The sequence below is a fragment of the Mycobacterium asiaticum genome, assembly GCF_001668675.1.
GTDB lineage: Bacteria > Actinomycetota > Actinomycetes > Mycobacteriales > Mycobacteriaceae > Mycobacterium > Mycobacterium asiaticum_D.
In genome coordinates this window covers 1-23781 of record NZ_LZKQ01000046.1, presented here as the reverse complement: position 1 = coordinate 23781, position 23781 = coordinate 1, and the positions used below count along the sequence as shown (strand labels likewise).

Genomic DNA, 23781 nt, shown 5'->3' with positions numbered 1-23781 from the left:
TTGGCAGGTCAGGTCCTGCTGAGACCGTAAAATGAACGCGGCCAGTGGGTGTATAGGAGGTGACAGTCGATGGGAAGCGCAGACGAGCGTCGTTTCGAGGTGCTCCGCGCAATCGTTGCCGACTTCGTTTCCACCCACGAGCCGATAGGTTCCAAATCCTTGGTGGAGCGTCACAATCTGGGCGTCTCCAGCGCCACCATCCGCAACGACATGGCGGTCCTGGAGGCCGAGGGTTACATCACTCAGCCACACACCAGTTCGGGCCGGGTGCCCACGGAGAAGGGCTACCGCGAATTCGTCGACCGACTCGACGACGTCAAGCCGCTGTCGTCGGCCGAACGGCGCGCGATCCAGAACTTCCTCGAGTCCGCCGTCGACCTCGACGACGTGCTGCGCCGGGCGGTGCGGCTGCTGGCCCAGCTGACGCGTCAGGTCGCCGTGGTGCAGTACCCGACGCTATCCACCTCCACCGTCCGCCACCTCGAAGTCATCGCGCTCACCCCGGCCCGGCTGCTCATGGTGGTGATCACCGACTCCGGCCGGGTCGATCAACGCATCGTCGAACTCGGCGACGTCATCGACGAGCACCAGCTCACCCAGCTCCGAGACATGCTCGGCCAGGCACTGGTGGGCAAGCGGCTGGCGGCGGCGTCGGTCGCGGTGGCCGATCTGGCCGGCGGGCTGCACAAGGGCGACGGCCTGGGCGACGCCGTGGGGCGCTCGGCGACGGTGTTGCTGGAATCGCTGGTGGAGCACACCGAGGAACGTCTGCTGATGGGCGGCACCGCCAATCTGACCCGCAATGCGGCCGATTTCGGCGGCTCCCTGCGCTCCATCCTGGAAGCGCTGGAGGAGCAGGTCGTCGTGCTGCGGTTGCTGGCTGCGCAACAGGAAGCCGGCAAGGTGACCGTGCGCATCGGCCACGAGACCGAGGCGGAGCAGATGGCCGGCACCTCGATGGTGACGACCGCCTACGGCACCAACGACACCGTTTACGGCGGTATGGGTGTGCTGGGACCCACTCGGATGGACTATCCGGGAACTATGGCCAGTGTTGCCGCGGTTGCCATGTATATCGGCGAAGTGCTGGGCGCTCGATGACCGCGCGCCCGCAACAGAGTTTGGGTACGGCCCCGTAGGGGGCGGGCTTACAGGGCTCTCGACAGAGCTTGGGAAGGGTTAATCGTGGCACGCGATTACTACGGGTTGCTGGGCGTCAGCAAGGGCGCCAGCGACACCGAGATCAAACGCGCTTATCGCAAGTTGGCGCGCGAACTGCATCCGGACGTTAACCCTGATGAGGCGGCGCAGGCCAAGTTCAAGGAGATCAGCGCCGCGTACGAGGTGTTGAGCGATCCGGAGAAACGCCGCATCGTCGACCTGGGCGGCGACCCGCTGGAAAGCGCCGGCGCGTCGGCGGGCGGGTTCGGCAACTTCGGTGGCCTGGGCGACGTGTTCGAGGCGTTCTTCGGCGGCGGGTTCGGCGGGGGCGGTTCGCGCGGCCCCATCGGCCGGGTGCGGCCGGGGTCGGACTCGCTGCTGCGGATGCGGCTGGACCTCGAGGAGTGCGCCACCGGCGTCACCAAGCAGGTCACCGTCGACACTGCGGTGCTGTGTGACCGATGCCAGGGCAAGGGAACCAACGGCGACTCGGCGCCGGTCCCGTGCGACACCTGCGCGGGCCGCGGCGAGGTGCAAACCGTGCAGCGATCGCTGCTCGGGCAGATGTTGACCTCGCGGCCGTGTCCGACCTGCCGCGGCGTGGGCGTGGTGATCCCCGACCCCTGCTATCAGTGCATGGGTGACGGCCGGGTGCGCGCCCGCCGGGACATCACCGTCAAGATCCCGGCCGGCGTCGCGGAAGGCATGCGAGTGCGACTCGCCGCGCAGGGCGAGGTGGGCCCGGGCGGGGGACCGGCCGGCGACCTCTACGTCGAGGTTCACGAGCAGGCCCACGACATCTTCGCGCGGGAGGGCGACGACCTGCACTGCACGGTCTCGGTGCCGATGATCGACGCCGCCCTGGGCACCACCGTCACCCTGGACGCGATCCTGGACGGCATGAGCGAGGTCGTCATTCCGCCCGGCACCCAACCCGGCGCAACGATCACGCTGCGCGGCCGCGGGATGCCCCAGCTGCGGTCCAGCACGCGCGGTGACCTGCATGTCCACGTCGAGGTGGTGGTGCCCACCCGGCTGGACCACCGCGACACCGAGTTGTTGCGCGAGCTGAAGAGCCGCCGCAGCCGCGACGTTGCTGAGGTCCGCTCGTCGCACGGCGGAGGCGGCGGGCTGTTCAGCCGGCTGCGCGAAACCTTCACCGGACGCTAGTCTCCGCGCGGGCCGCTCATGGTGGCGACGCTGTTCTACGTCGACGGGCTGCCCGACGTCGGCGGCCTCGCCGTCGTAGCCGGCGACGAAGGGTTTCATGCGGCCACCGTGCGGCGGATCCGGGTCGGCGAGGAGCTGGTGCTGGGCGACGGCGTCGGGGAACTCGCCCGTTGCGAGGTCGAGCAGTCCGGACGCGACGGTCTGCGGGCGCGGGTGCTGGAGCGCTGGAATGTCCAGGGCGCGCAACCACCCGTGACAATCGTGCAGGCGCTGCCCAAGTCCGAGCGCTCCGAACTGGCCATCGAGTCGGCGACCGAGGCCGGTGCCGACGCGTTCGTGGCCTGGCACGCGGCGCGCTGTGTCGCTCGCTGGGAGGGCGCCCGGGTCGACAAGGGCTTGCGCCGGTGGCGAGCCGTGGCGCGCGCGGCGGCGCGCCAATCCCGTCGGGCGCATATCCCGGCCGTCGACGGGGTGCTGTCCACCGCGGAATTGGTGACGCGGGTGGTTGACGAGGTCGCCGCCGGTGGTGTGGTGGCGGTGCTGCACGAGTCGGCGACGCAACGGATCGCTGATTGCCCTCTGGCGCAAGCCAATTCGGTGACCCTTGTGGTCGGTCCCGAGGGCGGCATCGCGCCGGACGAGCTGGCCGCCCTGACCGGTGCCGGCGCCGCGGCGATTCGGCTGGGGCCCACCGTGCTGCGCACCTCGACCGCGGCCGCGGTGGCGATGGGGGCGCTGGGAGTGCTTACCGCGCGGTGGGATTCGCCGTCCAGTCTCTAGCCAGTGAGTCGCGAGGAAATCTATGCCTCGGTCAAGTCGGCGAGTGGCGAGGCCACTCACGAATGGACAATTTGATCCGTTAATGTATCCTAAACGCAAATGTATCGGATTGCGGGGACGTGTCGTCCCCGCGTCGACGACGGACCGGGCGCATGGCGACAGGAGGAGGTCGCCCGCTCGCGAACCGGGTGACTTGCACTCAGGTGCAAGGAAAGGAACGGTTGTGCTGTGGTGAACTTCGCGGTGTTGCCGCCGAAAATCGGCTCTGCGCACATTTTCCCAGGCATCAGCGATCTGAGGCCTTCTGGCAGAACGGGTGTCAACAGCTGCCGAGTCATTCGCGGCAGTGACTTCTGAACTCACCGCATAGCGCAGCAGTACTTTCCTCGAAATTCCTTAATTCCCAGAGCTTTTCGACTTCATGGCCGGAGGGTGGTTTTGTCATGTCCTTTGTGTTTGTGGCGCCTGAGTTCGCGCAAGCCGCGGCAACCGATCTGGCCGGTATCGAGTGGGCGCTGGGCCAAACGAACGCCGCGATCGTGACCTCGACGACAAGCGTGGCGGGTGCCGGTGCCGACGAAGTGTCCGCGGCGATCGCGGCGCTGTTCAATGCTCATGGCGCGGCCTATCAGACGATCAGCGCTGAGGCCTCGCTGTTTCATCAGCAGTTCGTCGCGTTGTTGAGCGTGGGCACGCACTCTTACGCCACCGCCGAGGCCGGCAATGTCTCGATGCAAAGCGTCGATCAGCAGCTGCTCGGGGCGCTCAACGCGCCCACCAACGCGTTGCTGGGACGCCCGCTGATCGGTGACGGGACACCCGGAAGCGCGGCCAACCCCAACGGTGGAGCCGGTGGTCTGCTCTGGGGCAACGGCGGCAACGGCTACAACGGTGCCGGCGGAGCGGGCGGCGCAGCCGGACTTATCGGCAACGGGGGCGTCGGAGGCGCCGGCGCCGCGGGCCAAACGGGTGGCAGCGGCGGGGCTGGTGGCTGGCTCTACGGCACCGGGGGCGCCGGAGGTGATGGCGGAATCGCCATCTCGACCGCGGGGACGGGCGGCGTCGGTGGGGTCGGCGGCGCGGCGGGCCTGTTCGGTAACGGCGGCGCCGGAGGCACTGGCGGCGCCGGTGTGGATGGAGCAAGCCCGTGGGCCAATCCCGGGGCGGTCGGCGGGCAAGGCGGTGCCGGTGGGGCCGGCGGACACGGCGGCGTGCTGGGCGGCGGCGGTGGCGCGGGCGGAACCGGCGGCGCCGGCGGCAGCGGTGGCACCGGCGGACGGCTGCCCATTCCCACCGGCGGGGGTTTCGCCGGTGGGCAAGCCGGCAACGGGGGCGGCGGAGGAATCGGTGGGGACGCCGGACTGCTGTTCGGTAGTGGCGGCACCGGCGGCGTCGGGGGTGCCGGCAGCGTTGGCGGTGCCGGCGGCAACGGCGACATCCTGACTGGTGCTGGTGGTTACGGTGGCTTCGGCGGAAAGGGCGGTGTCGGCGGTGCCGGGGGCCACGGCAGCCTGTTCGGTAACGGCGGCGACGGCGGCACCGGCGGGGCCGCAGGCAAGGGCGGAGCAGGAGGCAATCCCGGCATCGGCGGAATCGGCGGTCTCGGCGGGCTGCCCGGCACACCTGGACACGGTGGCCAGGGCGGCCAGGGGGGAGCGCTGGGTCAACCCGGCGCGACAGGCGCATCGGGCGCTACTGCCGAACCGGGCCAGGGCTCCGCCACCAATCCCGTCAGCGTCGTCTCGGGAGGTTTGAACACCACATACGACTTCGCGCAAAACATCAACACCGAAGTGGCGAGAGTCAACAGTTACGTCAATTCCTTTGGCGCCTCTATCACTAACAGCGTTGCCCAATCGGTGCACCAATGGGCCGTGATCGCACAGGAAGCGATCCTCGACGCTACCGGCCTGTCGTTCCTCGACGGCGGCAGCGGCAACTTGGGACTGCTGAACTTCGGTGACAACAACCAGGGATTCCTCAACTTCGGCAACGGCAATCACGGGATGCTGAACTTCGGTGACGCCAACAACGGCAGCCTCAACCTCGGCGGCGCCAACACCGGCAACTTCAACGTCGGCTTCAACAACATCGGCAACAACAACTTCGGCCTGGACAACATCGGGGACCGCAACGTCGGGGTCAGCAACCTCGGCGACAACAACCGCGGCTTCGACCTCACGGGCAACCGTGCGATCGGCGTCAGCGCGGCCGCGCTGGCACTGCCGTTCTAACGGCTCGACAATTAGAGGAGGCGCGAGATGGATTGTGCGTTACCGACTCCGGCTGAGCTGCCCGACTGGGCGGCGGTCCTACAGGAGCTGGCCTTGATCGCCGCCAGCTCCTGTCTTGCGCTGCGCTGCGAGCTGGCGGACGCAGCACGCGGTTTTCGCCGCGGCAGCTGATCGCGCAGGGGTGGGGTCGGCGTTACTGGTCGTGCCTACGGCACAGTGGGCTTCGCCGTACAGTCGCCAGCCAGCCGGGCCCGCAATTCGTCGATGCCACTGCCGCTCAGGTATTGAAGCGCCCACGGTCGGCCGGCCAGCACCGACGCCAGCTGCGCCGCACCGCCGATCACCGTCCGGGTGCCGTTGCCGTGTGTCCAGTCGACGTCGGTGGCGCGCAACCGCAGTCCACGAGCCCGTGCGGCCGCGGGCACGAACGGGTTCGGCACGCGCACTTGCGTATTGAGCACCGCAACCAAAGCTGCGGGGGTTACCTCAGGCGTCCGGTTCAGCGCGAAGGCGATGTCGAGTTCGTGAACGATGTGATCGCCCAATAGAAGTCGCCGGGGAAAGACGCGGCCCACGCCACGGGGCCGACGGATCAATGTCGAGAACTCATCAAGCAGAGCGGCGGGACCGCGCCGCCGCGCCACATCGATGGACAGAGCGCTGTTCGCGCGGTCGAACGATCCGCGGTGTCTGAACAGGTATCGGCCGAGCTCGGTCCCCGAGGCCCGGTACCCCACCACCAAATGGGCCAGCACGTCGTGATTTCGCCATCCCATGCACAGGCTCGGTTGTTGCCACTCGGCGTCCGGTAGTTGCCCGGCCCAGTGGACGAAGCGGGAATCGTTGTCGTGCAATAGCTTACGCAGATCCGACATGCAAATGCTCCTTCAGGAAAGCGGTCTGGTCGGCGAGCAGGCCGGCCAGCAGCGGCGGGTGATAGATCTGGAAGTGGTCGCCGTCGTAGTAGCGAGCCACGCCGTGCGGCGCTCGTCTGGCGACGTCCTCGGCATGACGGGGATCCATCAGCGTCTCGCGTTGCGATACGCACACCAGCAGCGGCGCCGCGATCCGGCGCGCCTTGCGTTTGGCGCTGGTGACGGCGATCTCGACGACGTTCGCAGCGGCGATACGGTTGTCGAACGAACCGCCGGGATCCACGGTCGAGTTCCACCCGTCCTCGGCGCCGGCGACGGTGACGGCGGCCGAAGTGCCCGGCGGTCCCACGATGGGTACGTAGCGGCGGGGCCGTCCGGTGGCGGCGCGCACGGTGTCTGCGGCGACCGCCGGCCCTACCCGCAGCAACGAAGCCCAGCCCAGTCGGCGCAGCGCCGCAGGCCCGTCGACGATCGGGCACTGCACCACGACGGCGGCGACGCCGGGCCGTTCGGCGGCCACCCGCAACACGTGCATTGCGCCCAGACTGGTGCCCCACAGAGCAACCCGGGCCGGGTCGATGCCGGGCGCCGAACGGATGAAGCCCAGGGCCGCCACGATGTCGCGGCGATGACGACGCAGGCTGAGCCGCTGCCGCGGGTCCCCGTCGGAGGCGCCCAGGTTGCGGTAGTCGAATGCCAGGGTCGCGATCCCGGCAGCGGAGAAGTGCCGCTCGTAACGGGCCAAGGCCATCGTGTGGTTGGCGCCCAGACCGTGCGCCAGGACGACGGCCGGATGCGGGCCCGCATCGGCCGGCCGAGTGAGCCACGCGGCGCAACGGGTTCCTTCTGAAATGAATTCGGTGGCGACGGTGCGGGGGATGACGGTCATGAACCCTCCTGATACGTACGATGTACGTGTTGTACCTTACGTACGATGTACGTGTCAACGAAAGGGGATCCGGATGCGCGCTCGCTTCTCGGTGGCCGATATCGCCGCGGCGGCTTTGGAGATCGTCGACCGCGACGGGCTGGGCGGGCTGAGCATGCGCTCGCTGGCGACGGCGCTCGGCACCGGCCCGATGACGCTGTACAACTACGTCAAGGATCGGCGCGAGCTGGAGGAGCTGGTCGCCGAGGCCGTCATCGCCGAGGTGAAAGTTCCTGCGGGAACCGATGATTGGTGTGCCGACGTGCGCGCGATCGCGACGGCCATGTGGGAGGCGGTGCGCCGGCACCCCAACGCCGTGCCACTGGTGCTGACTCGACGAACGGTGTCAGCGTCGAGCTATGCCGCCGCCGACCGGTTGATTGCGGCTCTCAATCGCGCCGGGCTGGCCGAACACGACGTGCTGGCCAGTTTCCGCGCGGTGCTGGCCCTGGTCACCGGCAGCGCACAGGCGGAGTTGGCCGGACCGCTGGCCGGAGCCGGACGGGATCGCGAACAGGTCGCCGTGGCGGCGCGGATAGGTGGCCTGGCCGGTGACGAGCATCCCCACATCGCTGCGCTCGCGCACGTCAGCCAGCGTTCGACGGCGGCCGCCGACTTCGACCGCGGGCTGGGCATCCTGCTGGCAGGCATCAAATCTTTGGGAACAGGTCACCCACCGGCGGTAGACTGAATTCGGCTTTTTCGTCCGCACGCACGTCCCCACGCCAGAAAGCAGGCAGCAGAAACCACGTGACGCCCCGCGAGACCCGCGCTGCTGACGCTGGCGTGACCCGTCAGACCGACGCTCAAGTTCGCAGCAGCTTCGATGTTCCGCCCGACCTCGTCATGGGCCTGCTTGGCTCGGCCGACGAGAATCTACGTGCCCTCGAACGCAATCTGAACGCCACCCTGCATGTGCGGGGCAACACCGTCAGCTTTGCCGGTGAACCGGCCGATGTCGCCCTGGCCGAGCGGGCCGTCTCCGAACTGGTCGCAATCGTCGACAGGGGACAGGCGTTGACGCCGGAAGTGGTGCGGCACAGCGTCGCCATGCTGGTCGGCACCGGCAACGAATCCCCGGCCGATGTCCTTACGCTCGACATCCTGGCCCGCCGCGGCAAGACGATTCGGCCCAAGACGCTCAACCAGAAGCACTACGTCGATGCGATCGACGCCAACACCATCGTGTTCGGGATCGGTCCGGCCGGTACCGGAAAGACGTATCTGGCCATGGCCAAGGCCGTGCACGCGCTGCAGACCAAGCAGGTGACCCGGATCATCCTGACCCGGCCGGCGGTGGAAGCCGGTGAGCGCCTTGGCTTTCTGCCCGGCACGCTGAGCGAGAAGATCGACCCTTATCTGCGCCCGTTGTACGACGCGCTCTACGACATGATGGACCCCGAGTTGATCCCCAAGCTGATGTCGGCCGGGGTCATCGAGGTGGCGCCGCTGGCATACATGCGCGGCCGGGCGCAACCGGTCTTCACCAAAGTGTTGACTCCCAGTGGTTTCCGACCGATCGGAAGCCTGCGGGTCGGTGACTTCGTGATCGGCTCGGACGGGCGCCCGACGGAGGTTCTCGGGGTTTATCCGCAAGGCTTCAAAGAGATCTATCGGGTCTCTGCGCAGGACGGTTCGTCGACCTTGGCGTCGGGTGACCATCTCTGGTCTGTCTACACGCGCTCGGACAAGCGGCGCGGCAGACCCGCTCGAGTCCTGCAGACCAAGGAGATGATCGGCAATCTCCGTGCCGCGCATTACCATCGCTACGAACTGCCGATGCTGAGCGCGCCGGTGCAGTTCGCATCCCGGGCGGTCCCGCTCGACGCCTACGCGCTTGGGTTATTGCTTGGCGACGGGTGCATCACCTGCTCGACTACACCCGGCTTTGCGACGAATGACCCAGAGTTGGCGCATGCTCTGGAATGCCTGATTCCAGGGATAACCCTCCGTCGTAAGAGCGACGTGGATTACGTGCTGAACCGGATTACATCACCCGGGGACGTCATCACGAAGGCGAATCCGGTCACCGACGCGCTGCGGCAACTGGGACTGGCCGGTACCCGATCCGACACCAAGTTCGTGCCCCCCGAGTACCTGTTCAATTCCGTCGATGTGCGCCTGGGGGTGCTGCAAGGTCTGCTCGACACCGATGGCGGCCCGGTCACCCAGCAGGGACGCTCCTGCCGCATCCAGTTCACAACCGTGTCCGATCGGTTGCGCGACGATATGACGTTCCTGGTGCGATCGCTCGGCGGCGTCGTGTACACGCGGGCTCGGCCGGCCGAAGGCCGCAAGCCAGCTCTGGCGCGCGGCCGGGCGGTGCCGCATCGGTCCGACGCGCACATTCTCGACATCCGTTTGCCGGCCGGCGTCATCCCGTTCCGGCTGGCGCGCAAACTCGCGAAGTACGACGCCGACGGGTGTGGTCGCCCCATGCGTTTTGTCGACAGCATCGAATCCGCGGGCACCGAAGAGGCCGTGTGCATCCAGGTGGCCGCCGCGGATTCGCTTTATGTCACCGAGGACTTCCTGCTCACGCACAACACGCTCAACGACGCCTTCATCGTTCTGGACGAGGCGCAGAACACCACTGCCGAGCAGATGAAGATGTTCCTGACCCGGCTCGGCTTCGGCTCCAAGGTCGTCGTCACCGGCGACGTCACCCAGGTCGACCTGCCGGGCGGCGCGCGGTCCGGATTGCGGGCGGCCGTCGACATCCTCGAAGACATCGACGACATCCATATCGCCGAGCTGACCAGCGCGGATGTGGTTCGTCATCGCCTGGTGGGGGAGATCGTCGACGCCTACGCGCGTTACGAAGAGCCCGGTCACGGGATGAATCGGGCGGCTCGGCGGGCATCCGGCAGCCGCAATCGTCGATGATGGGTGCGTGAGCGCCTTATGAGCATCGAAGTGTCCAACGAGTCGGGCATCGACGTCTCCGAAGCCGAACTGGTCAGTGTGGCCAGGTTCGTCATCGATCAGATGGACGTGCACCCGGCCGCCGAGCTCTCGATGGTGTTGCTGGACACGGCGGCCATGGCCGACCTGCACATGCGGTGGATGGACCTGCCCGGTCCGACGGACGTGATGAGCTTCCCGATGGACGAACTCGAGCCCGGCGGTCGCCCCGATGCGCCCGAGCCGGGTCCGGCGATGCTGGGCGACATCGTGCTGTGCCCTGAGTTCGCCGCCAAGCAGGCCGCCGCGGCGGGTCACAGCCTCGGGCATGAACTTGCGCTGTTGACCATCCACGGCGTGCTGCACCTGCTCGGCTACGACCACGGCGAGCCGGACGAGGAACGCGAGATGTTCGCCTTGCAGGACAGGCTGCTGGAGGAGTGGGTGGCCGAGCAGGTCGAGGCCTACCAGTACGACCGCCAGCACGAGCGGGACCGCCGCCTGCTCGACAAGTCAAGGTATTTCGACCAGCCGTGACCAGTCTCTATCAGCTGCTCAGTGCGGTCGTGTTGATCGGTCTGGGCGGGATCTTCGCCGCGCTCGACGCCGCCATCAGCACCGTCTCGCTGGCCCGGGTGCACGAGTTGGTGCGCGACGAGCGGCCCGGTGCGAGGTCGTTGCTCAAGGTGATGGGCGACCGCCCGCGATACATCAACCTGGTGGTGCTGCTGCGCATCGTCTGCGAGATCACCGCGACCGCGCTGCTGGTGGTGTATTTCCGGCACAAGGTCAGCATGGACTGGGGTCTGTTCTACGCCGCCGCCATCATGGTGGTGACCAGCTTCGTCGTGATCGGTGTGGGGCCCCGCACGCTGGGTCGCCAGCATGCCTATTCCATCTCGCTGGCGACGGCCCTTCCGCTGCAGGTGATCTCGTGGCTGTTGATGCCGATCAGTCGGGTGCTCGTGTTACTCGGTAACGCGCTCACTCCCGGCCGCGGCTTCCGCAACGGGCCGTTCGCCTCCGAGATCGAGCTGCGCGAGGTCGTCGATCTGGCGCAGCAGCGCGGTGTGGTCGCCGCCGACGAACGCCGGATGATCGAGTCGGTGTTCGAGCTCGGAGACACCCCGGCGCGCGAGGTGATGGTGCCGCGCACCGAGATGGTGTGGATCGAGAGTGACAAGTCGCCGCACCAGGCAATGGCGCTGGCGGTGCGCAGTGGCCACTCCCGCATCCCGGTGATCGGCGAGAACGTCGACGACATCCTCGGCGTCGTCTATCTGAAAGATCTTGTGCAGCAGTCCGTTTTCTCCCGCAACGGCGCCCGGGAGACCACCGTGGCGCAGGTCATGCGGCCGGCCGTGTTCGTCCCGGACTCCAAGCCGCTGGACGCGTTGCTGCGCGAAATGCAGCGCGACCGCAACCATATGGCGCTGCTGGTCGACGAATACGGTGCCATCGCCGGCCTGGTGAGCATCGAGGACGTGCTGGAAGAGATCGTCGGCGAGATCGCCGACGAGTACGACCAAGCCGAGACGGCTCCCGTGGAAGACCTGGGCGACGACCGTTTCCGGGTGTCGGCGCGACTGCCGATCGAAGACGTGGGCGAGCTCTACGGCGTGGAGTTCGACGACGATCTCGACGTGGACACCGTCGGCGGGCTGCTGGCGCTTGAACTCGGGCGCGTGCCGTTGCCCGGTGCCGAGGTGGTGTCGCATGGCCTGCGGCTGCACGCCGAAGGCGGTCGTGATCATCGCGGACGGGTCCGGGTGGGCACCGTGCTGCTGAGCCGGGTCGAGCCGCCGGAGAGCGAGGGTGATGAGTGATTTCCGTTCCGGCTTCGTCTGTTTGGTCGGCAGGCCGAACACCGGCAAGTCGACACTGACCAACGCCCTGGTCGGGGCGAAGGTGGCGATCACCTCGATGCGCCCGCAGACGACCCGGCACACGATCCGCGGAATCGTGCACCGCGAGCACTTCCAGATCATTCTGGTGGACACCCCGGGCTTGCACCGGCCCCGCACTCTGCTCGGCAAGCGCCTCAACGACTTGGTCCGCGACACCTACAGCGAGGTCGACGTCATCGGTTTGTGCATCCCGGCCGACGAGGCGATCGGTCCCGGAGACCGCTGGATCGTCGACCAGATCCGGGCGGTCGCCCCGAAGACCACCCTGGTCGCGATCGTCACCAAGATCGACAAGGTGCCTAAAGACCGGGTGGCCGCCCAGCTGGTCGCGGTCAGCGAATTGGTCGCCAATGCCGCTGAAATCGTGCCGGTGTCGGCGGTGTCCGGCGCGCAGGTCGACGTGTTGACCGACGTGCTGGCCGCGGCACTGCCGCCGGGCCCGGCGTATTACCCCGACGGTGAGCTGACCGACGAGCCCGAAGAGGTGTTGATGGCCGAGCTGATCCGCGAGGCCGCCCTCGAAGGGGTGCGCGACGAACTGCCGCATTCGCTGGCCGTCGTGATCGACGAAGTCAACCCCCGCGAGGGGCGCGACGATCTGATCGACGTGCATGCCGTGCTCTATGTCGAGCGGGACAGCCAGAAAGGCATCGTGATCGGCAAGGGCGGGTCCCGGCTGCGCGAGGTGGGTACCGCGGCGCGCAACCAGATCGAGAAGCTGCTCGGCACCAAGATCTACTTGGATCTGCGGGTGAAGGTCGCCAAAAACTGGCAGCGCGACCCCAAACAGCTTGGGCGCTTGGGTTTTTAGCGGGTGCGTCGAGTGTGGGCCTACGTAGGCGAATCGGCCTCCGCGCCGCCATAAGCCGCACGCTCGACGAGCAAAAGCTCACGCACCACGGCGGCGGCCGGTCACCGCGGAGCGCGGCAGCCGCCCGGCACGCGAGTGCCCGGTCATGACGTCGCCGTCGAACACCACATCGAAGGACAGATTGAGCCGCATCGGCTTGCTGACAGATTGCCGCCAGGTCAACCGGCTGCCACCTTCCGCGTCGACAAGCGAAAGATCCCGCAGCGCGACCGTTTCATCCTTGTAGGTGGCGGTGCCGGCGAGACCGTCCGGCCCGCGGGTGAAGACGTACTGCACCCCCAGGGTGCCGATCGGCGTCTTGATCGCCACGTCCCAGTCACCGTCGATGTCCACGCTATGCCTCCACCGGTACCCGGCCGGCATTGCGCCACACGGTGCCCCGCCGCTCGTACTCGAAGAGTTTCTCGACGGCAAGGGCGATCCGCGGCCCGTACCACCGGTCCAGCAGGTACAGGCCCAGGTCCAACCCCGATGTCACCCCGCCGGCGGTGACCAGATCGCCGTCGTCGACCACCCGGGCCGACACCGCGTGCACCCCGGCCGCGTCCAGCAGGTCCAGGCCCAGATGATGGGTCACCGCGTGCCGTCCCTCGATCAGGCCCGCCATCGCCATGATCACCGAGCCGCCGCACACCCCCGCGACCGTCACGGCCGAATTGTCAAGGGCCTTCTGCAGTAACGTGCCCAGCTCCGACTGGGCGGCCCGCGCGAGCAGCACTGGGATGGTCTCGACACCCTCGTCGGGGTCGACCGCAACCGGTCCGCTGGCACCGGGCACCAGGACGCACCCATCCAGCGTCGGATCGAGCGCCGCGGTGGCGGCCAATTCCAGACCGCGGGTGCCGCTGACGACGCGGCGTGGCCCCTCCGCAGACACGAGCCGCACGTCCAGGTCACCACCGAGATAGTCGCTGCCGGCGGCGAAGACCTCGAAGGGCCCGATCACATCGAACGGGTCGAAACCGTCGTAGAGCACGATCTGCACCAGCATGCGCTCAATGGAAACCGATCGGGCGTACCCAGAACAGTGGCAGGATAGCCACGATTCGGCGGTATATTGCCATACTGTGCACGCGATAGCCGTCCTGGCCGAACCGGACGTGATCGCGTTCGATCTGGCCATCGCGCTAGAGACCTTCGGCCATGCGCGGCTGGCCACGGGCGAACCGGGCTACCGGATACGGGTGTGTGGCTGCGAACCCGTTGTCGCCGCGGGAGCGATCGGAATCAGCACCAAGTACGGCCTGGCGGAGCTGGCACACGCCGACACCATCGTCGTACCGGGTCGCCATGACGTCAGCCGGGCGGTGCGCGACGACGTCGTGGTCGCGCTGAAGGCCGCCTACGGCAACGGAACCCGAATCGCATCCATCTGCAGTGGGGCATTCACCCTGGCCGCCGCGGGAATCCTGGACGGCAAACGGGCGACCACGCACTGGATGGCGGCCCAAGCCTTCGCGGCGGCCTATCCAAGCGTCCGGCTAGACGCCGACGCGCTGTACGTCGACGAAGGCCAGATCCTCACCTCGGCAGGCGCGTCCGCCGGCCTGGACCTGTGCCTGCACATGATCTCCCGCGACTACGGCTCGGCCGTTGCAGCCCACACTGCGCGGCTGGCGGTCGCCCCGCTGCACCGCACCGGCGGTCAAGCGCAATTCATCGTCCGGAATCGCCAGCAGGCCAACACCGAACTGGACGGTGTCCTGGCCTGGATCGAGAACAACGCCCACCTACCACTGACCCTCGACGAGCTTGCCCGGCGCGCCGCCACCAGCGTGCGGACATTGAATCGCAGTTTCAAACGCGAGACGGGGCAAACACCCATGCAGTGGGTCAACGGCGTTCGGATCAGGCACGCACAGGAACTGCTCGAGGCAACCGACGACGGGATCGAAAGCATCTCGCGCCGCGTGGGTTTCGCCTCCACAACCAATTTCCGCGACCAGTTCCGCCGGGCGGCAGGGGTGTCGCCGCAGAGTTACCGCAATACCTTTCGCGAACGCACCGCTAGCTCATAGCCGACGAATTTCGTTTCGTGTAAGCCGGTTTCGCATCCGCGGCGAACCGTTTGAATGTGGGGTGCTCGGGTACCACAGGTCCACCGATACAGCCCAAATCGGAAGGTAGTTATGGACGCTTTAACGTTTCTTCGCCAGGACCACAAGAGTGTGCTCGGCCTGTTCGAGACGCTCGATGGAGCGCCGTCGGGCAGTGGGGCCGAGGCCAGTGGACTGGAGACGGTGGTGAACAACCTCATCATCGCCGAGTCGCAGCACGAAGCCATCGAGGAGCAGTTCTTCTGGCCGGCGGTGCGTGACGCGATCGGTGACTCGATCGCCGACAAAGCGGTCGAGCAAGAACAGGCCGGCAAGAAGCTGCTGCAACGACTCGAAGACGGTAAGCCGGGCGACCCGGATTACCACGAGGCGCTACAGGAATTCATCGCCCTCGGCCGGGAGCACATTGCCTACGAGCAGGATGTCGTGTGGCCACAGGTAGAGAACGCCCTGAGCCGTGACGAGCTCGAGAAGATCGGCTCCAAGCTGGAGGCGGCCAAGAAGATGGCGCCCACCCGGCCCCACCCGAACACCCCGCCCAATTCGACTGTGCTCAAGACAATGGGAATGGGTGCGGCGGTGATGGACCACGTCCGGGACGCGGTCACCGGCCGCTCGCAGGACAATCCACCGGATCCCCAGATCGAGTGAGCCCCAGCGGCGCCGGGTCGGAGATTACGCCGGCTCGGCGACCGGACTATTCACCTCGAGCAGCCCATGTTCGCGGACCGCTGCCATCGACAGTGTCCGGTAACCGAATTCGTCGAACAGCACCGTGACGCGTTCCTCTTCACCGCCGATCACCATGCCGTGGCCCCATTGCCGATGCTCCACGTCGGTGCCAACCGCAATAGCCGGGCGCCCGGCACCGCCCTCGCTGAGTCCGTCCGCGCAGGCATCGCAGTTGCCGCACCCGCCGGAGTATGACTCGCCGAAGTAAGACAACAGGAAAACCCTTCGGCAGTATTGCGTTTCGGCGTAGCCGCGCATCATGTCCACCCTGCTCAGATCCACTCGTTCACGCAGTCCGGCCTCCTGCAGCGCCAGCGCCACCGCCCGTTTGGTGGAAAGGCGGGCCGCTACGAACCCCTTGCGGGTAGCGCGGATGGCATCGCATTCCTCGAGGAGGTTGACGGCGTTGGTGAGCTTGCGGCCCCGCGTGCCGAGCGAGCGGCGCAACGCCTTGAGCTTCATCGGCCGTGCCTTGTCCAGCGCGCCGAATACCGACCGAAGTAGCCCTTCGTCGGGTCGCCCGGAGGTGAAAAACCGTGCCAGCCCGAGATCTTCGGCGCGGTAGAACAGCAACGCCGCCGCGTCGGCGCCGTCGCGTCCGGCACGGCCGATCTGCTGGTAGTAACTGTCCAGCGAGTCGGGGATCGAAGCGTGTGCCACGAAGCGCACGTTGGGCTTGTCGATTCCCATGCCGAACGCCGATGTCGCCACGACCACGTCGAATTCGTCATCGTGAAAACCGGCGTGTACCGCCTCGCGCTGGTCGGCCGAGAGGCCGGCATGGTATGCGGCAGCTCGAACACCCCTGTCGCGCAATGCCTCAGCGTATTCCGCGGCCTCTTTGCGGGTCGCCACGTACAGCAACCCCGGACCCTGCATCTCCGGTATGGCATCCAGGACGGCCGCACGCTTGCGGTCGGCGTCGGTGTGCCGTTCGACCCGCAGCCGCAGATTCGGACGGTCGAAACTGCCGACGATGATTGCGGGGTCACGCAAACCGAGCCGGTCCACGATGTCGCGTCGTACCACCACGGATGCCGTGGCGGTCAGCGCGATGATCGGAATCGACGGACCCAGCCGGGCAAATACGTCCGCCAGGCGACGATAGTCGGGACGAAAGTCGTGTCCCCAGGCCGAAACGCAATGCGCCTCATCGACGACGAGCAGCGATAGCTTGGCCCGGCTGAGTCGTTTGACCACGTCATCGTTGGCCAGTTGTTCGGGGGATACGAAAATGTAATCCGCGCGGCGCTGGTCGATCAATTCCCAACTGCGTTGCTCCTCAGCCGGACTCAGTCCCGAGTTGACGGCGACGGCGACACCGGCGGCACGGTGTTCGAGCGCGGCGATCTGGTCCTGCTGCAACGCGATGAGCGGCGACACGACCAGCGTCGCGCCCTCGGTCAACAGCGACGGAAGTTGGTAGATGCCCGACTTTCCGGATCCGGTGGGCAGCACGGCCAGCACGTCCCGGCGCCGCAGAACCGCGCGCATCGCCTCCCGTTGCTCATCGGTCAGGCTTTCCCAGCCGAACCGGTCACGGGCGATCTCGTCGAGGTCCACCGAAGGCTGAGCTTTCACCGTCGTCCTCTACCCGATGTGCAGAACGGCAAACGGACCCCACGCGAAACACCTTGGCCCGCTTGGCCAAATCCCCGAAAGCTCAGTGTCGGGGCAACGGTACGCTGTGAATCGGCGGCGTGCTGTTACCGGTGTTCCACCACACCTCGGGCTGCTTGGCGGCCCAGCCGCTGACCGCTTCGAGCTCGGCGGCCAGCGAGATCAGCATGCCCTCGCTGTTGGCCGGTCCCATCAGCTGCACGCCGATCGGCAAGCCGTCGGAGGTGAAGCCCGCCGGCACGTTGATCGACGGCCAACCCAGCACGTTCCACGGCCAGGTGTACGGGCACGCGGCGATGATCGCGCGGTCGGTGCCGATGCCGCTCAGCCGGTCGAAGGCCCGCACCTGCGGGGGTGGCTGTGCGGTGGTCGGTGCCAGCACGACGTCGACGATGTTGAAGATCGAGCCAACCCGCTGCTGGTCGGCGGCCTCGTGGCGACGCGCGCTGCGCAGCGTGGCCTGCGAAAGCATATGACCGGTGCGCATATTCGACAGGGTGCGCGGGTCCCAGTTGACGCCGTCGCCCAACCGTTCCTCCCACGCCCACAACCCGGACGTGGACCGCGCCAGGAAGTCCCACGACAGCCGCAGTCCGTAGTCGGGGTTGCCCTTCACCACGGTGTGGCCGAGCAGCTCCAGCAGTTCACCCATCTTCTGGGTCGCGGCCAGGATCTCGGGATGCAACTTGGCCCGGAAGAAGGTGTACGGAAACCCGGTCGACAGTGCGATTTTCAACGGGCCGGGCGCAATGCCGACGTAGTCGGATGCGGTGAGCGGTGGCGGTTTGTGCAGGTCGCCCTCCACGTTGCCGGACGCCGCGTCCAACACCAGCGCCGCGTCGGCGACCGTGCGGGCCAGCACCCCGTTGACGGTGATGCCGTTGAACGCCTCGGGCAGCGGCCAGGTGGAAATGCGGCCGCGCTGCGGCTTGATGCCCACCAGGTGGGTCCATGCCGCCGGGATGCGCACACTGCCCGCGCCGTCGGAGCCGATGGCGGCGGTCACCAGGCCGGCGGCCACCGCGGCGGCGCTGCCGCCCGAGGAACCGCCCGGCGTGTGCCGACGCGACCACGGGTTGCGGGTGTGGCCGAAGCCGGGGCCGCTGGTGAATGGCCATTGACCCAGTTCGCAGGTGTTGGTCTTGCCGACGATCACCGCGCCGGCCTCCTTCAGCCGGCGGACGACCTCGCTGTCCTGCGTGGCGGGCCGGACGTACCCGTCGGTGCCGAACGCGGTGGGCACTCCAGCAACGTCGACGTCGTCCTTGACCGCAATCGGGATGCCCAGCAGCGGCGCGGTGTCGCCGGCCGCGCGTCGCCGGTCGGCCGCCGCGGCGTCGGCCAGCGCCGACTCGGTGAGCACCACCCGGAAGGCATTGAGTGTGGACTGGCTCACATCTATGGCGTGCAGCGAACGGCGCGCCAGTTCGGCGGCCGTCACCCGTTTGGTCGCCAACTGATAAAGCAGGTCGGTTAACGTGGGCAAGCGCCGTTTACTGGAGCCGGAATCGACCCCAGAAGTGGACCTAGAAGCGCCAACCACGGGGTACGAGACTATCGGCGCGGATACGCGCGATGTCGCGGCGGGGTGCAAAAATATGCTGATGCGGCTGTATCGAGACCGGGCTGTTGTGCTGCGTCAGCACAAGCTTGGCGAAGCCGACCGAATCGTCACCCTGCTGACCCGAGACCATGGGCTGGTCCGTGCGGTCGCCAAGGGAGTGCGGCGCACCCGCAGCAAATTCGGCGCGCGCCTGGAGCCGTTCGCGCACATCGACGCGCAACTGCATCCCGGTCGCAACCTCGACATCGTCACCCAGGTCGTCTCGATCGATGCGTTCGCCACCGACATCGTCAGCGACTACGGCCGTTACACGTGCGGTTGCGCGATGCTCGAGACCGCCGAACGGCTGGCCGGCGAGGAGCGGGCCCCCGCACCCGCGCTGCACCGGCTCACGGTGAGTGCGTTGCGGGCGGTCGCGGATGGCCGCCGGCCTCGCGATCTGTTGCTGGACGCCTACCTGCTGCGCGCCATGGCTACCGCCGGGTGGGCGCCGGCACTGACCGAGTGCGCCCGTTGCGCGGCACCCGGTCCGCATCGCGCGTTCCACATCGCCGCCGGGGGCAGCGTCTGTACCCATTGCCGTCCGGCCGGAGCCACCACGCCGCCGTTGGGCGTGCTGGACCTGATGTCCGCCCTGCACGACGGCGACTGGGAGACCGCCGAGCGGGCACCACAGTCACACCGCGGGTACGTCAGCGGTTTGGTGGCCGCACACCTGCAATGGCATCTGGAGCGCCAGCTCAAGACGCTGCCGCTGGTGGAGCGGGTCTACCACGCCGATCGTTCGGTTGCCGACCTTCGTGCTGAGCCGATCGGGCAGGATACGGAGTGTGGCTAGAAAGGCCGAGCGACAGCTGAAGTCCAGCGACTTCCCGCAGCTCCCCCCGGCGCCCGACGACTATCCGACCTTCCCCGACAAGTCGACGTGGCCTGTCGTCTTCCCGCAGCTACCGCCCGCACCCGACGGGGGACCACGCCGTCCGCCGCAGCACACCTCCAAGGCCGTCGCCCCGCGGATCCCGGCCGACCAGTTGCCCAACCATGTGGCCATCGTGATGGACGGCAACGGCCGGTGGGCCACCCAGCGCGGGCTGCGCCGCACCGAGGGGCACAAGATGGGCGAGGCCGTTGTGATCGACATCGCCTGCGGCGCAGTCGAACTCGGCATCAAATGGCTCAGTCTCTACGCCTTCTCGACGGAGAACTGGAAGCGTTCCGCCGAGGAGGTCCGGTTCCTGATGGGGTTCAACCGCGACGTGGTGCGGCGCCGGCGGGCGATCCTCAACGAGATGGGCGTCCGGATCCGGTGGGTGGGCTCGGCGCCGCGGCTGTGGCGCAGCGTCATCAACGAACTCGCGGTCGCGGAGGAAGTGACGAAGAACAACGACGTCATCACCATCAACTACTGCGTCAACTACGGCGGCCGCACCGAGATCGCCGAAGCCACCCGGCGGATCGCCCACGAGGTCGCGGCGGGCAAGCTCAACCCCGACCGGGTCAACGAGTCGACGATCTCCCGGCACATGCAGCGACCCGACATACCCGATGTGGACCTGTTCCTGCGGACCTCGGGGGAGCAGCGGGCCAGCAACTTCATGCTGTGGCAGTCGGCCTACGCTGAGTACATCTTCCAGGACAAATTGTGGCCCGACTACGACCGCCGGGACTTGTGGGCGGCCTGCGAGGAGTACGCGTCGCGCAATCGCCGGTTCGGGAGCGCCTAGTGGCCTCCCTGCAGGACCGGCTCACCTCGATCCTCGGCGAGGTCCTTCCCGTCGACCAAGAACCCGACGGCGCGCTGACGGTTCGGCATAACGGCACGTTCGCCTCGCTGCGGGTGGTGACCATCGCCGAGGATCTCGACCTGGTGTCGCTCACACAGGTACTGGCGTGGGATCTGCCGCTGAACAAAAAGGTCAGCGATCTGGTGGCCAAGGAGGCGCGGGACGCGAACTTCGGCTCGGTGACTCTGCTGGAGAAGGGGACCAAAGCCAAGAAGACGGGCGACGTCATGCTGCGGTACAACTTCCCCGGCGCGGGGCTGACCGACGACGCGTTGCGCACCCTGATCCTGTTGGTGCTGGACACCGGTGCCCGGATCCGCGAAGAGCTGACCAGCTAAGTCACCGGCAGTCGGAGCAGGTTCCGAAAATCTCGATGGTGTGGCTGACGTCGGTGAAGCCGTACTTGGCGGCGACCTCGGCGGCCCACGTCTCGACCTCGTGGTCGCCGATCTCAATGGTGGAGCCACAGCTGCGGCACACCAGGTGGTGATGGTGGTGCTCCGAGCACAGGCGGTAGACCGATTCCCCGGTGTCGGTGCGCAGCGTGTCGACCATCCCCGCCGCGGCCATCGACTGCAGCGTGCGGTACACCGTGGTCAGGCCGATGTTCTCGTTACGCCGACGCAGCTCGTCGTGCAATTCCTGCGCCGACCGGAAGTCGTCCAATGTCTCCAGCAGGGTGAAGACCGCCGCCCGCTGCCGGGTGGAACGGACGCTCGCACCGGTCACGGGGTGTCCTCGCCGGCGTGCGCCACCGCATCGACCACGATGTGGGCCAGGTGATGGTCGGCGAGCCGATACAGCACTTCCCGGCCGGACCGTTCGCCGGACACCACGCCGGCGGCCTTGAGGATCTTCAGGTGCTGGCTCACCAGCGGTTGCGGAACCCCCAGCGCGTCGACCAGCTCGTGTACGCAGCGCTGGGACTCGCGTAGCTGCAACACGATAGCGATCCGCACCGGCGCGGCCAGCGCCCGCAGCAATTCGCCGGCACCGTCGAGGATCTCCCGCGGCGGCGGCGCGGGATATGCGGGATGGTCGGCGAAATCACCGGCCCCGTGGTCGTGGAGACCGACCAAATCGTCTTCGGCGGCGGTAGGAGTCGACGGCGACGTCACCGTTTTGAGTCACCACCTCAAGGAGTTCGGAGGAGAATCGCACCGCTTCGGAGTGCCGATGCGATGTCCGCGGCTGACCTCCACTGTCACATGCATGATGATGCATGTCAAAGAGCGTGGCAGTGATCGCTACCATGACTGATGATTTGCGGGCAACGGTTACCGCTGTCCACTCGGGTCATCTGTACGGCCATCTTCTTCGAAGGGAGCGCACCACCCCGTGGCGTCCGTCATCGACACCGTCGTCAACCTGGCCAAGCGCCGCGGCTTCGTCTTTCCCTCCGGCGAGATCTACGGGGGTACCAAGTCGGCGTGGGACTACGGTCCGCTCGGGGTTGAGCTCAAAGAGAACATCAAGCGGCAATGGTGGCGTGCCGTCGTGACCGGCCGCGACGATGTCGTCGGACTCGACTCGTCGATCATCCTGCCGCGCGAGGTATGGGTGGCATCCGGCCACGTCGAGGTGTTCCACGACCCCCTGGTCGAGTCGCTGATCACGCACAAGCGCTACCGGGCCGACCACCTCATCGAGGCGTACGAGGCCAAGCACGGGCACCCGCCACCGAACGGGCTGGCCGACATCCGCGACCCGGAGACCGGCGAACCCGGCCAGTGGACCGAGCCGCGCGAATTCAACATGATGCTCAAGACCTACCTCGGGCCGATCGAGACCGAGGAGGGGCTGCACTACCTGCGGCCGGAAACCGCCCAGGGCATCTTCGTCAACTTCGCCAACGTGGTGACGACCTCCCGCAAGAAGCCGCCGTTCGGTATCGGCCAGATCGGCAAGAGCTTCCGCAACGAGATCACTCCCGGCAACTTCATCTTCCGCACCCGCGAGTTCGAGCAGATGGAGATGGAGTTCTTCGTCGAGCCGTCGACGGCCAAAGAGTGGCATCAGTACTGGATCGACACCCGGCAGCAGTGGTACATCGACCTCGGCATCAATCCGGAGAACCTGCGGCTCTACGAGCACCCGAAGGACAAGCTGTCGCACTACTCCGACCGCACCGTCGACATCGAGTACAAGTTCGGCTTCGTGGGCAACCCGTGGGGCGAGCTGGAAGGTGTGGCGAACCGCACCGACTTCGACTTGTCCACGCACTCAAAGCATTCCGGGACCGAGTTGTCGTTCTACGATCAGGCCAGCGACACCCGCTACACGCCGTACGTGATCGAGCCCGCAGCCGGACTCACCCGCTCGTTCATGGCGTTTCTCATCGACGCTTACACCGAGGACGAGGCGCCCAACGCCAAGGGGGGCATGGACAAGCGCACGGTGCTGCGATTGGACCCCCGCCTCGCGCCGGTCAAAGCCGCGGTGCTGCCGCTGTCCCGGCACGCCGACCTCAGTCCCAAGGCCCGCGACCTGGCCGCCGAATTGCGCAAATCCTGGAACATCGATTTCGACGATGCCGGAGCGATCGGCCGGCGCTACCGACGGCAGGACGAGATTGGCACTCCGTACTGCGTGACGGTGGACTTTGACTCGTTGGAAGACGATTCCGTGACGGTGCGGGAACGCGACGCCATGACGCAGGAACGCATCACGATCGACAAGGTCGCCGACTACTTGGCCGTGCGCCTGAAAGGTGGCTAGGCCGCGCGCGTCCTCGAAGGCCGCGCGACCCCTCCATTTCGCGACACGGTGCCCCACTTCGTAAATCCGGGGATTTGGTGATCGCCCGCCCTATGGTCCGTAGTGGTGGTGTGCGGTAGCCCGTCCGTAACGCCCGATCGCGCGGATGAGATAACCCGTCAAAGGAGGGGCGCTGGGAGATGAGTTTCTCGGTATTGCCGCCGGAGATCAATTCGTTGCGGCTGTTTTCTGGTGCGGGTTCGGCGCCGATGTTGGCGGCTGCGGGGGCGTGGGCGGGGTTGGCTGATGAGTTGGGGTTGGCGGCGGAGTCGTTTGCGTCGGTGACGGGGTCGTTGGTGGATCAGGTGTGGCAGGGTGCGGCGGCGTCGGCGATGGCGGCTGCGGCGGTGCCGTATGCGGGGTGGTTGGGTGAAGGGTGTCAGTGTGGTTGCGGCGGCGGAGGCGCCGGCGTAGCTGTACATGGCGGCGGCGTCTTG

Annotated in this window: 24 protein-coding genes and 3 pseudogenes; 19 read left to right on the top strand and 8 right to left on the bottom strand. The window is 67.1% G+C overall.

The features are described 5' to 3' along the window. Positions 1-69: 69 nt before the first annotated feature. The 5 genes from hrcA (at position 70) to A9X01_RS29670 (ending at position 5516) form a co-directional block, all read left to right on the top strand. A complete protein-coding gene (gene hrcA / locus A9X01_RS04410) occupies positions 70-1101 on the top strand; it encodes a heat-inducible transcriptional repressor HrcA (RefSeq protein WP_065119468.1) in 1032 nt (343 codons plus the stop codon). A gap of 84 nt (positions 1102-1185) precedes the next feature. Next, complete coding sequence (dnaJ, locus tag A9X01_RS04405) at positions 1186-2331, top strand: molecular chaperone DnaJ (RefSeq protein ID WP_065119467.1); 1146 nt, start codon at positions 1186-1188, stop codon at positions 2329-2331. 18 nt (positions 2332-2349) lie between these two features. Then, positions 2350-3111, top strand: a complete 762-nt coding sequence (locus A9X01_RS04400; RefSeq protein ID WP_065119466.1) for a 16S rRNA (uracil(1498)-N(3))-methyltransferase — start codon at positions 2350-2352, stop codon at positions 3109-3111. Positions 3112-3554: 443 nt separating this feature from the next. After that, a complete protein-coding gene (locus A9X01_RS31040) occupies positions 3555-5345 on the top strand; it encodes a PE domain-containing protein (protein WP_065119465.1) in 1791 nt (596 codons plus the stop codon). Between the two features lie 27 nt (positions 5346-5372). Beyond that, on the top strand, positions 5373-5516 hold the full coding sequence (locus A9X01_RS29670) for a hypothetical protein (RefSeq protein WP_155771925.1): 144 nt from the start codon (positions 5373-5375) through the stop codon (positions 5514-5516). Positions 5517-5551: 35 nt separating this feature from the next. Here A9X01_RS29670 and A9X01_RS04390 read toward each other — a convergent pair whose 3' ends face one another. Together A9X01_RS04390 and A9X01_RS04385 are read right to left on the bottom strand one after the other, a co-directional pair. Further along, entirely contained in the window at positions 5552-6220 is a 669-nt protein-coding gene (locus A9X01_RS04390; RefSeq protein ID WP_065119464.1) for a maleylpyruvate isomerase family mycothiol-dependent enzyme, read from the bottom strand. Continuing rightward, positions 6204-7109 carry an alpha/beta hydrolase gene (locus A9X01_RS04385; RefSeq protein ID WP_065119463.1) on the bottom strand — a complete coding sequence of 302 codons (906 nt, stop codon included), beginning with the start codon at positions 7107-7109 and terminating at the stop codon, positions 6204-6206. Before A9X01_RS04385 ends, A9X01_RS04390 begins: the two co-directional genes overlap by 17 nt. A 73-nt stretch (positions 7110-7182) precedes the next feature. Between A9X01_RS04385 and A9X01_RS04380 the strand changes: the two genes are divergently transcribed. From A9X01_RS04380 to era, 7 genes and pseudogenes are all read left to right on the top strand, one after another. After that, entirely contained in the window at positions 7183-7839 is a 657-nt protein-coding gene (locus A9X01_RS04380; RefSeq protein ID WP_065119462.1) for a TetR/AcrR family transcriptional regulator C-terminal domain-containing protein, read from the top strand. A 59-nt stretch (positions 7840-7898) separates the two neighbouring features. Beyond that, a pseudogene (locus A9X01_RS31035) lies at positions 7899-8618 on the top strand (PhoH family protein); the annotation flags it as partial. Further along, positions 8607-9431, top strand: a pseudogene (locus A9X01_RS32030) (LAGLIDADG family homing endonuclease); the annotation flags it as partial. The pseudogenes A9X01_RS31035 and A9X01_RS32030, both read left to right, overlap by 12 nt. 264 nt (positions 9432-9695) lie before the next feature. Continuing rightward, positions 9696-10034: pseudogene (locus A9X01_RS31025) on the top strand (PhoH family protein); the annotation flags it as partial. Positions 10035-10052: 18 nt separating this feature from the next. Further along, the gene (gene ybeY, locus A9X01_RS04370) at positions 10053-10589 is read left to right on the top strand and encodes an rRNA maturation RNase YbeY (RefSeq protein WP_036358693.1); all 537 of its coding nucleotides are present in this window, start codon (positions 10053-10055) and stop codon (positions 10587-10589) included. Further along, positions 10586-11878 carry a hemolysin family protein gene (locus tag A9X01_RS04365; protein WP_065119460.1) on the top strand — a complete coding sequence of 431 codons (1293 nt, stop codon included), beginning with the start codon at positions 10586-10588 and terminating at the stop codon, positions 11876-11878. The genes ybeY and A9X01_RS04365 overlap by 4 nt, the downstream gene beginning before the upstream one ends. Continuing rightward, a complete protein-coding gene (gene era, locus A9X01_RS04360) occupies positions 11871-12770 on the top strand; it encodes a GTPase Era (protein ID WP_065119459.1) in 900 nt (299 codons plus the stop codon). Before A9X01_RS04365 ends, era begins: the two co-directional genes overlap by 8 nt. A 78-nt stretch (positions 12771-12848) precedes the next feature. On the opposite strand, the gene A9X01_RS04355 is transcribed toward era, so the two are convergent. Next, positions 12849-13163 carry a hypothetical protein gene (locus A9X01_RS04355; protein ID WP_065119458.1) on the bottom strand — a complete coding sequence of 105 codons (315 nt, stop codon included), beginning with the start codon at positions 13161-13163 and terminating at the stop codon, positions 12849-12851. A gap of 1 nt (position 13164) precedes the next feature. Continuing rightward, a complete protein-coding gene (locus A9X01_RS04350; protein ID WP_065119457.1) occupies positions 13165-13821 on the bottom strand; it encodes a DJ-1/PfpI family protein in 657 nt (218 codons plus the stop codon). A gap of 76 nt (positions 13822-13897) precedes the next feature. On the opposite strand from A9X01_RS04350, the gene A9X01_RS04345 reads away from it, so the two are divergent. Then, on the top strand, positions 13898-14848 hold the full coding sequence (locus A9X01_RS04345) for a GlxA family transcriptional regulator (protein WP_065119456.1): 951 nt from the start codon (positions 13898-13900) through the stop codon (positions 14846-14848). A 111-nt stretch (positions 14849-14959) separates the two neighbouring features. Beyond that, complete coding sequence (locus A9X01_RS04340) at positions 14960-15538, top strand: hemerythrin domain-containing protein (protein WP_065119455.1); 579 nt, start codon at positions 14960-14962, stop codon at positions 15536-15538. A gap of 24 nt (positions 15539-15562) precedes the next feature. On the opposite strand, the gene A9X01_RS04335 is transcribed toward A9X01_RS04340, so the two are convergent. Together A9X01_RS04335 and A9X01_RS04330 are read right to left on the bottom strand one after the other, a co-directional pair. Continuing rightward, positions 15563-17200 carry a RecQ family ATP-dependent DNA helicase gene (locus A9X01_RS04335; protein ID WP_065119454.1) on the bottom strand — a complete coding sequence of 546 codons (1638 nt, stop codon included), beginning with the start codon at positions 17198-17200 and terminating at the stop codon, positions 15563-15565. Between the two features lie 82 nt (positions 17201-17282). Then, on the bottom strand, positions 17283-18782 hold the full coding sequence (locus tag A9X01_RS04330; RefSeq protein WP_065119453.1) for an amidase: 1500 nt from the start codon (positions 18780-18782) through the stop codon (positions 17283-17285). Between the two features lie 61 nt (positions 18783-18843). On the opposite strand from A9X01_RS04330, the gene recO reads away from it, so the two are divergent. The 3 genes from recO to A9X01_RS04315 are packed head-to-tail and all read left to right on the top strand — an operon-like array spanning position 18844 to position 20925. Beyond that, positions 18844-19641 carry a DNA repair protein RecO gene (gene recO, locus A9X01_RS04325; RefSeq protein WP_065119480.1) on the top strand — a complete coding sequence of 266 codons (798 nt, stop codon included), beginning with the start codon at positions 18844-18846 and terminating at the stop codon, positions 19639-19641. Next, entirely contained in the window at positions 19634-20527 is an 894-nt protein-coding gene (locus A9X01_RS04320) for a decaprenyl diphosphate synthase (protein WP_081282201.1), read from the top strand. Before recO ends, A9X01_RS04320 begins: the two co-directional genes overlap by 8 nt. Beyond that, positions 20527-20925 (top strand): hypothetical protein, encoded by a 399-nt coding sequence (locus tag A9X01_RS04315; RefSeq protein ID WP_065119452.1) that lies wholly within the window; start codon positions 20527-20529, stop codon positions 20923-20925. Before A9X01_RS04320 ends, A9X01_RS04315 begins: the two co-directional genes overlap by 1 nt. A 1-nt stretch (position 20926) precedes the next feature. On the opposite strand, the gene A9X01_RS04310 is transcribed toward A9X01_RS04315, so the two are convergent. Beyond that, a complete protein-coding gene (locus A9X01_RS04310) occupies positions 20927-21316 on the bottom strand; it encodes a Fur family transcriptional regulator (protein ID WP_065119451.1) in 390 nt (129 codons plus the stop codon). Next, the gene (locus A9X01_RS04305) at positions 21313-21705 is read right to left on the bottom strand and encodes an ArsR/SmtB family transcription factor (protein ID WP_065119450.1); all 393 of its coding nucleotides are present in this window, start codon (positions 21703-21705) and stop codon (positions 21313-21315) included. Before A9X01_RS04305 ends, A9X01_RS04310 begins: the two co-directional genes overlap by 4 nt. A gap of 220 nt (positions 21706-21925) precedes the next feature. On the opposite strand from A9X01_RS04305, the gene A9X01_RS04300 reads away from it, so the two are divergent. Both A9X01_RS04300 and A9X01_RS04295 read left to right on the top strand, forming a co-directional pair. Beyond that, a complete protein-coding gene (locus A9X01_RS04300; protein WP_065119449.1) occupies positions 21926-23305 on the top strand; it encodes a glycine--tRNA ligase in 1380 nt (459 codons plus the stop codon). A gap of 179 nt (positions 23306-23484) precedes the next feature. Continuing rightward, positions 23485-23781, top strand: a 297-nt coding sequence (locus A9X01_RS04295) for a PPE domain-containing protein (protein ID WP_155771924.1), incomplete at its 3' end; no start/stop codon positions are given.

What these genes read in the sequence shown, in the direction of transcription:
- hrcA (WP_065119468.1), top strand. Translation starts at nt 70, where the DNA reads ATGGGAAGCGCAGACGAGCGTCGTTTCGAGGTGCTCCGCGCAATCGTT.
- A9X01_RS04400 (WP_065119466.1), top strand. Translation starts at nt 2,350, where the DNA reads ATGGTGGCGACGCTGTTCTACGTCGACGGGCTGCCCGACGTCGGCGGC.
- A9X01_RS31040 (WP_065119465.1), top strand. Translation starts at nt 3,555, where the DNA reads ATGTCCTTTGTGTTTGTGGCGCCTGAGTTCGCGCAAGCCGCGGCAACC.
- A9X01_RS29670 (WP_155771925.1), top strand. Translation starts at nt 5,373, where the DNA reads ATGGATTGTGCGTTACCGACTCCGGCTGAGCTGCCCGACTGGGCGGCG.
- A9X01_RS04390 (WP_065119464.1), bottom strand. Translation starts at nt 6,220, where the DNA reads ATGTCGGATCTGCGTAAGCTATTGCACGACAACGATTCCCGCTTCGTC.
- A9X01_RS04385 (WP_065119463.1), bottom strand. Translation starts at nt 7,109, where the DNA reads ATGACCGTCATCCCCCGCACCGTCGCCACCGAATTCATTTCAGAAGGA.
- A9X01_RS04380 (WP_065119462.1), top strand. Translation starts at nt 7,183, where the DNA reads ATGCGCGCTCGCTTCTCGGTGGCCGATATCGCCGCGGCGGCTTTGGAG.
- ybeY (WP_036358693.1), top strand. Translation starts at nt 10,053, where the DNA reads ATGAGCATCGAAGTGTCCAACGAGTCGGGCATCGACGTCTCCGAAGCC.
- era (WP_065119459.1), top strand. Translation starts at nt 11,871, where the DNA reads ATGAGTGATTTCCGTTCCGGCTTCGTCTGTTTGGTCGGCAGGCCGAAC.
- A9X01_RS04350 (WP_065119457.1), bottom strand. Translation starts at nt 13,821, where the DNA reads ATGCTGGTGCAGATCGTGCTCTACGACGGTTTCGACCCGTTCGATGTG.
- A9X01_RS04340 (WP_065119455.1), top strand. Translation starts at nt 14,960, where the DNA reads ATGGACGCTTTAACGTTTCTTCGCCAGGACCACAAGAGTGTGCTCGGC.
- recO (WP_065119480.1), top strand. Translation starts at nt 18,844, where the DNA reads ATGCGGCTGTATCGAGACCGGGCTGTTGTGCTGCGTCAGCACAAGCTT.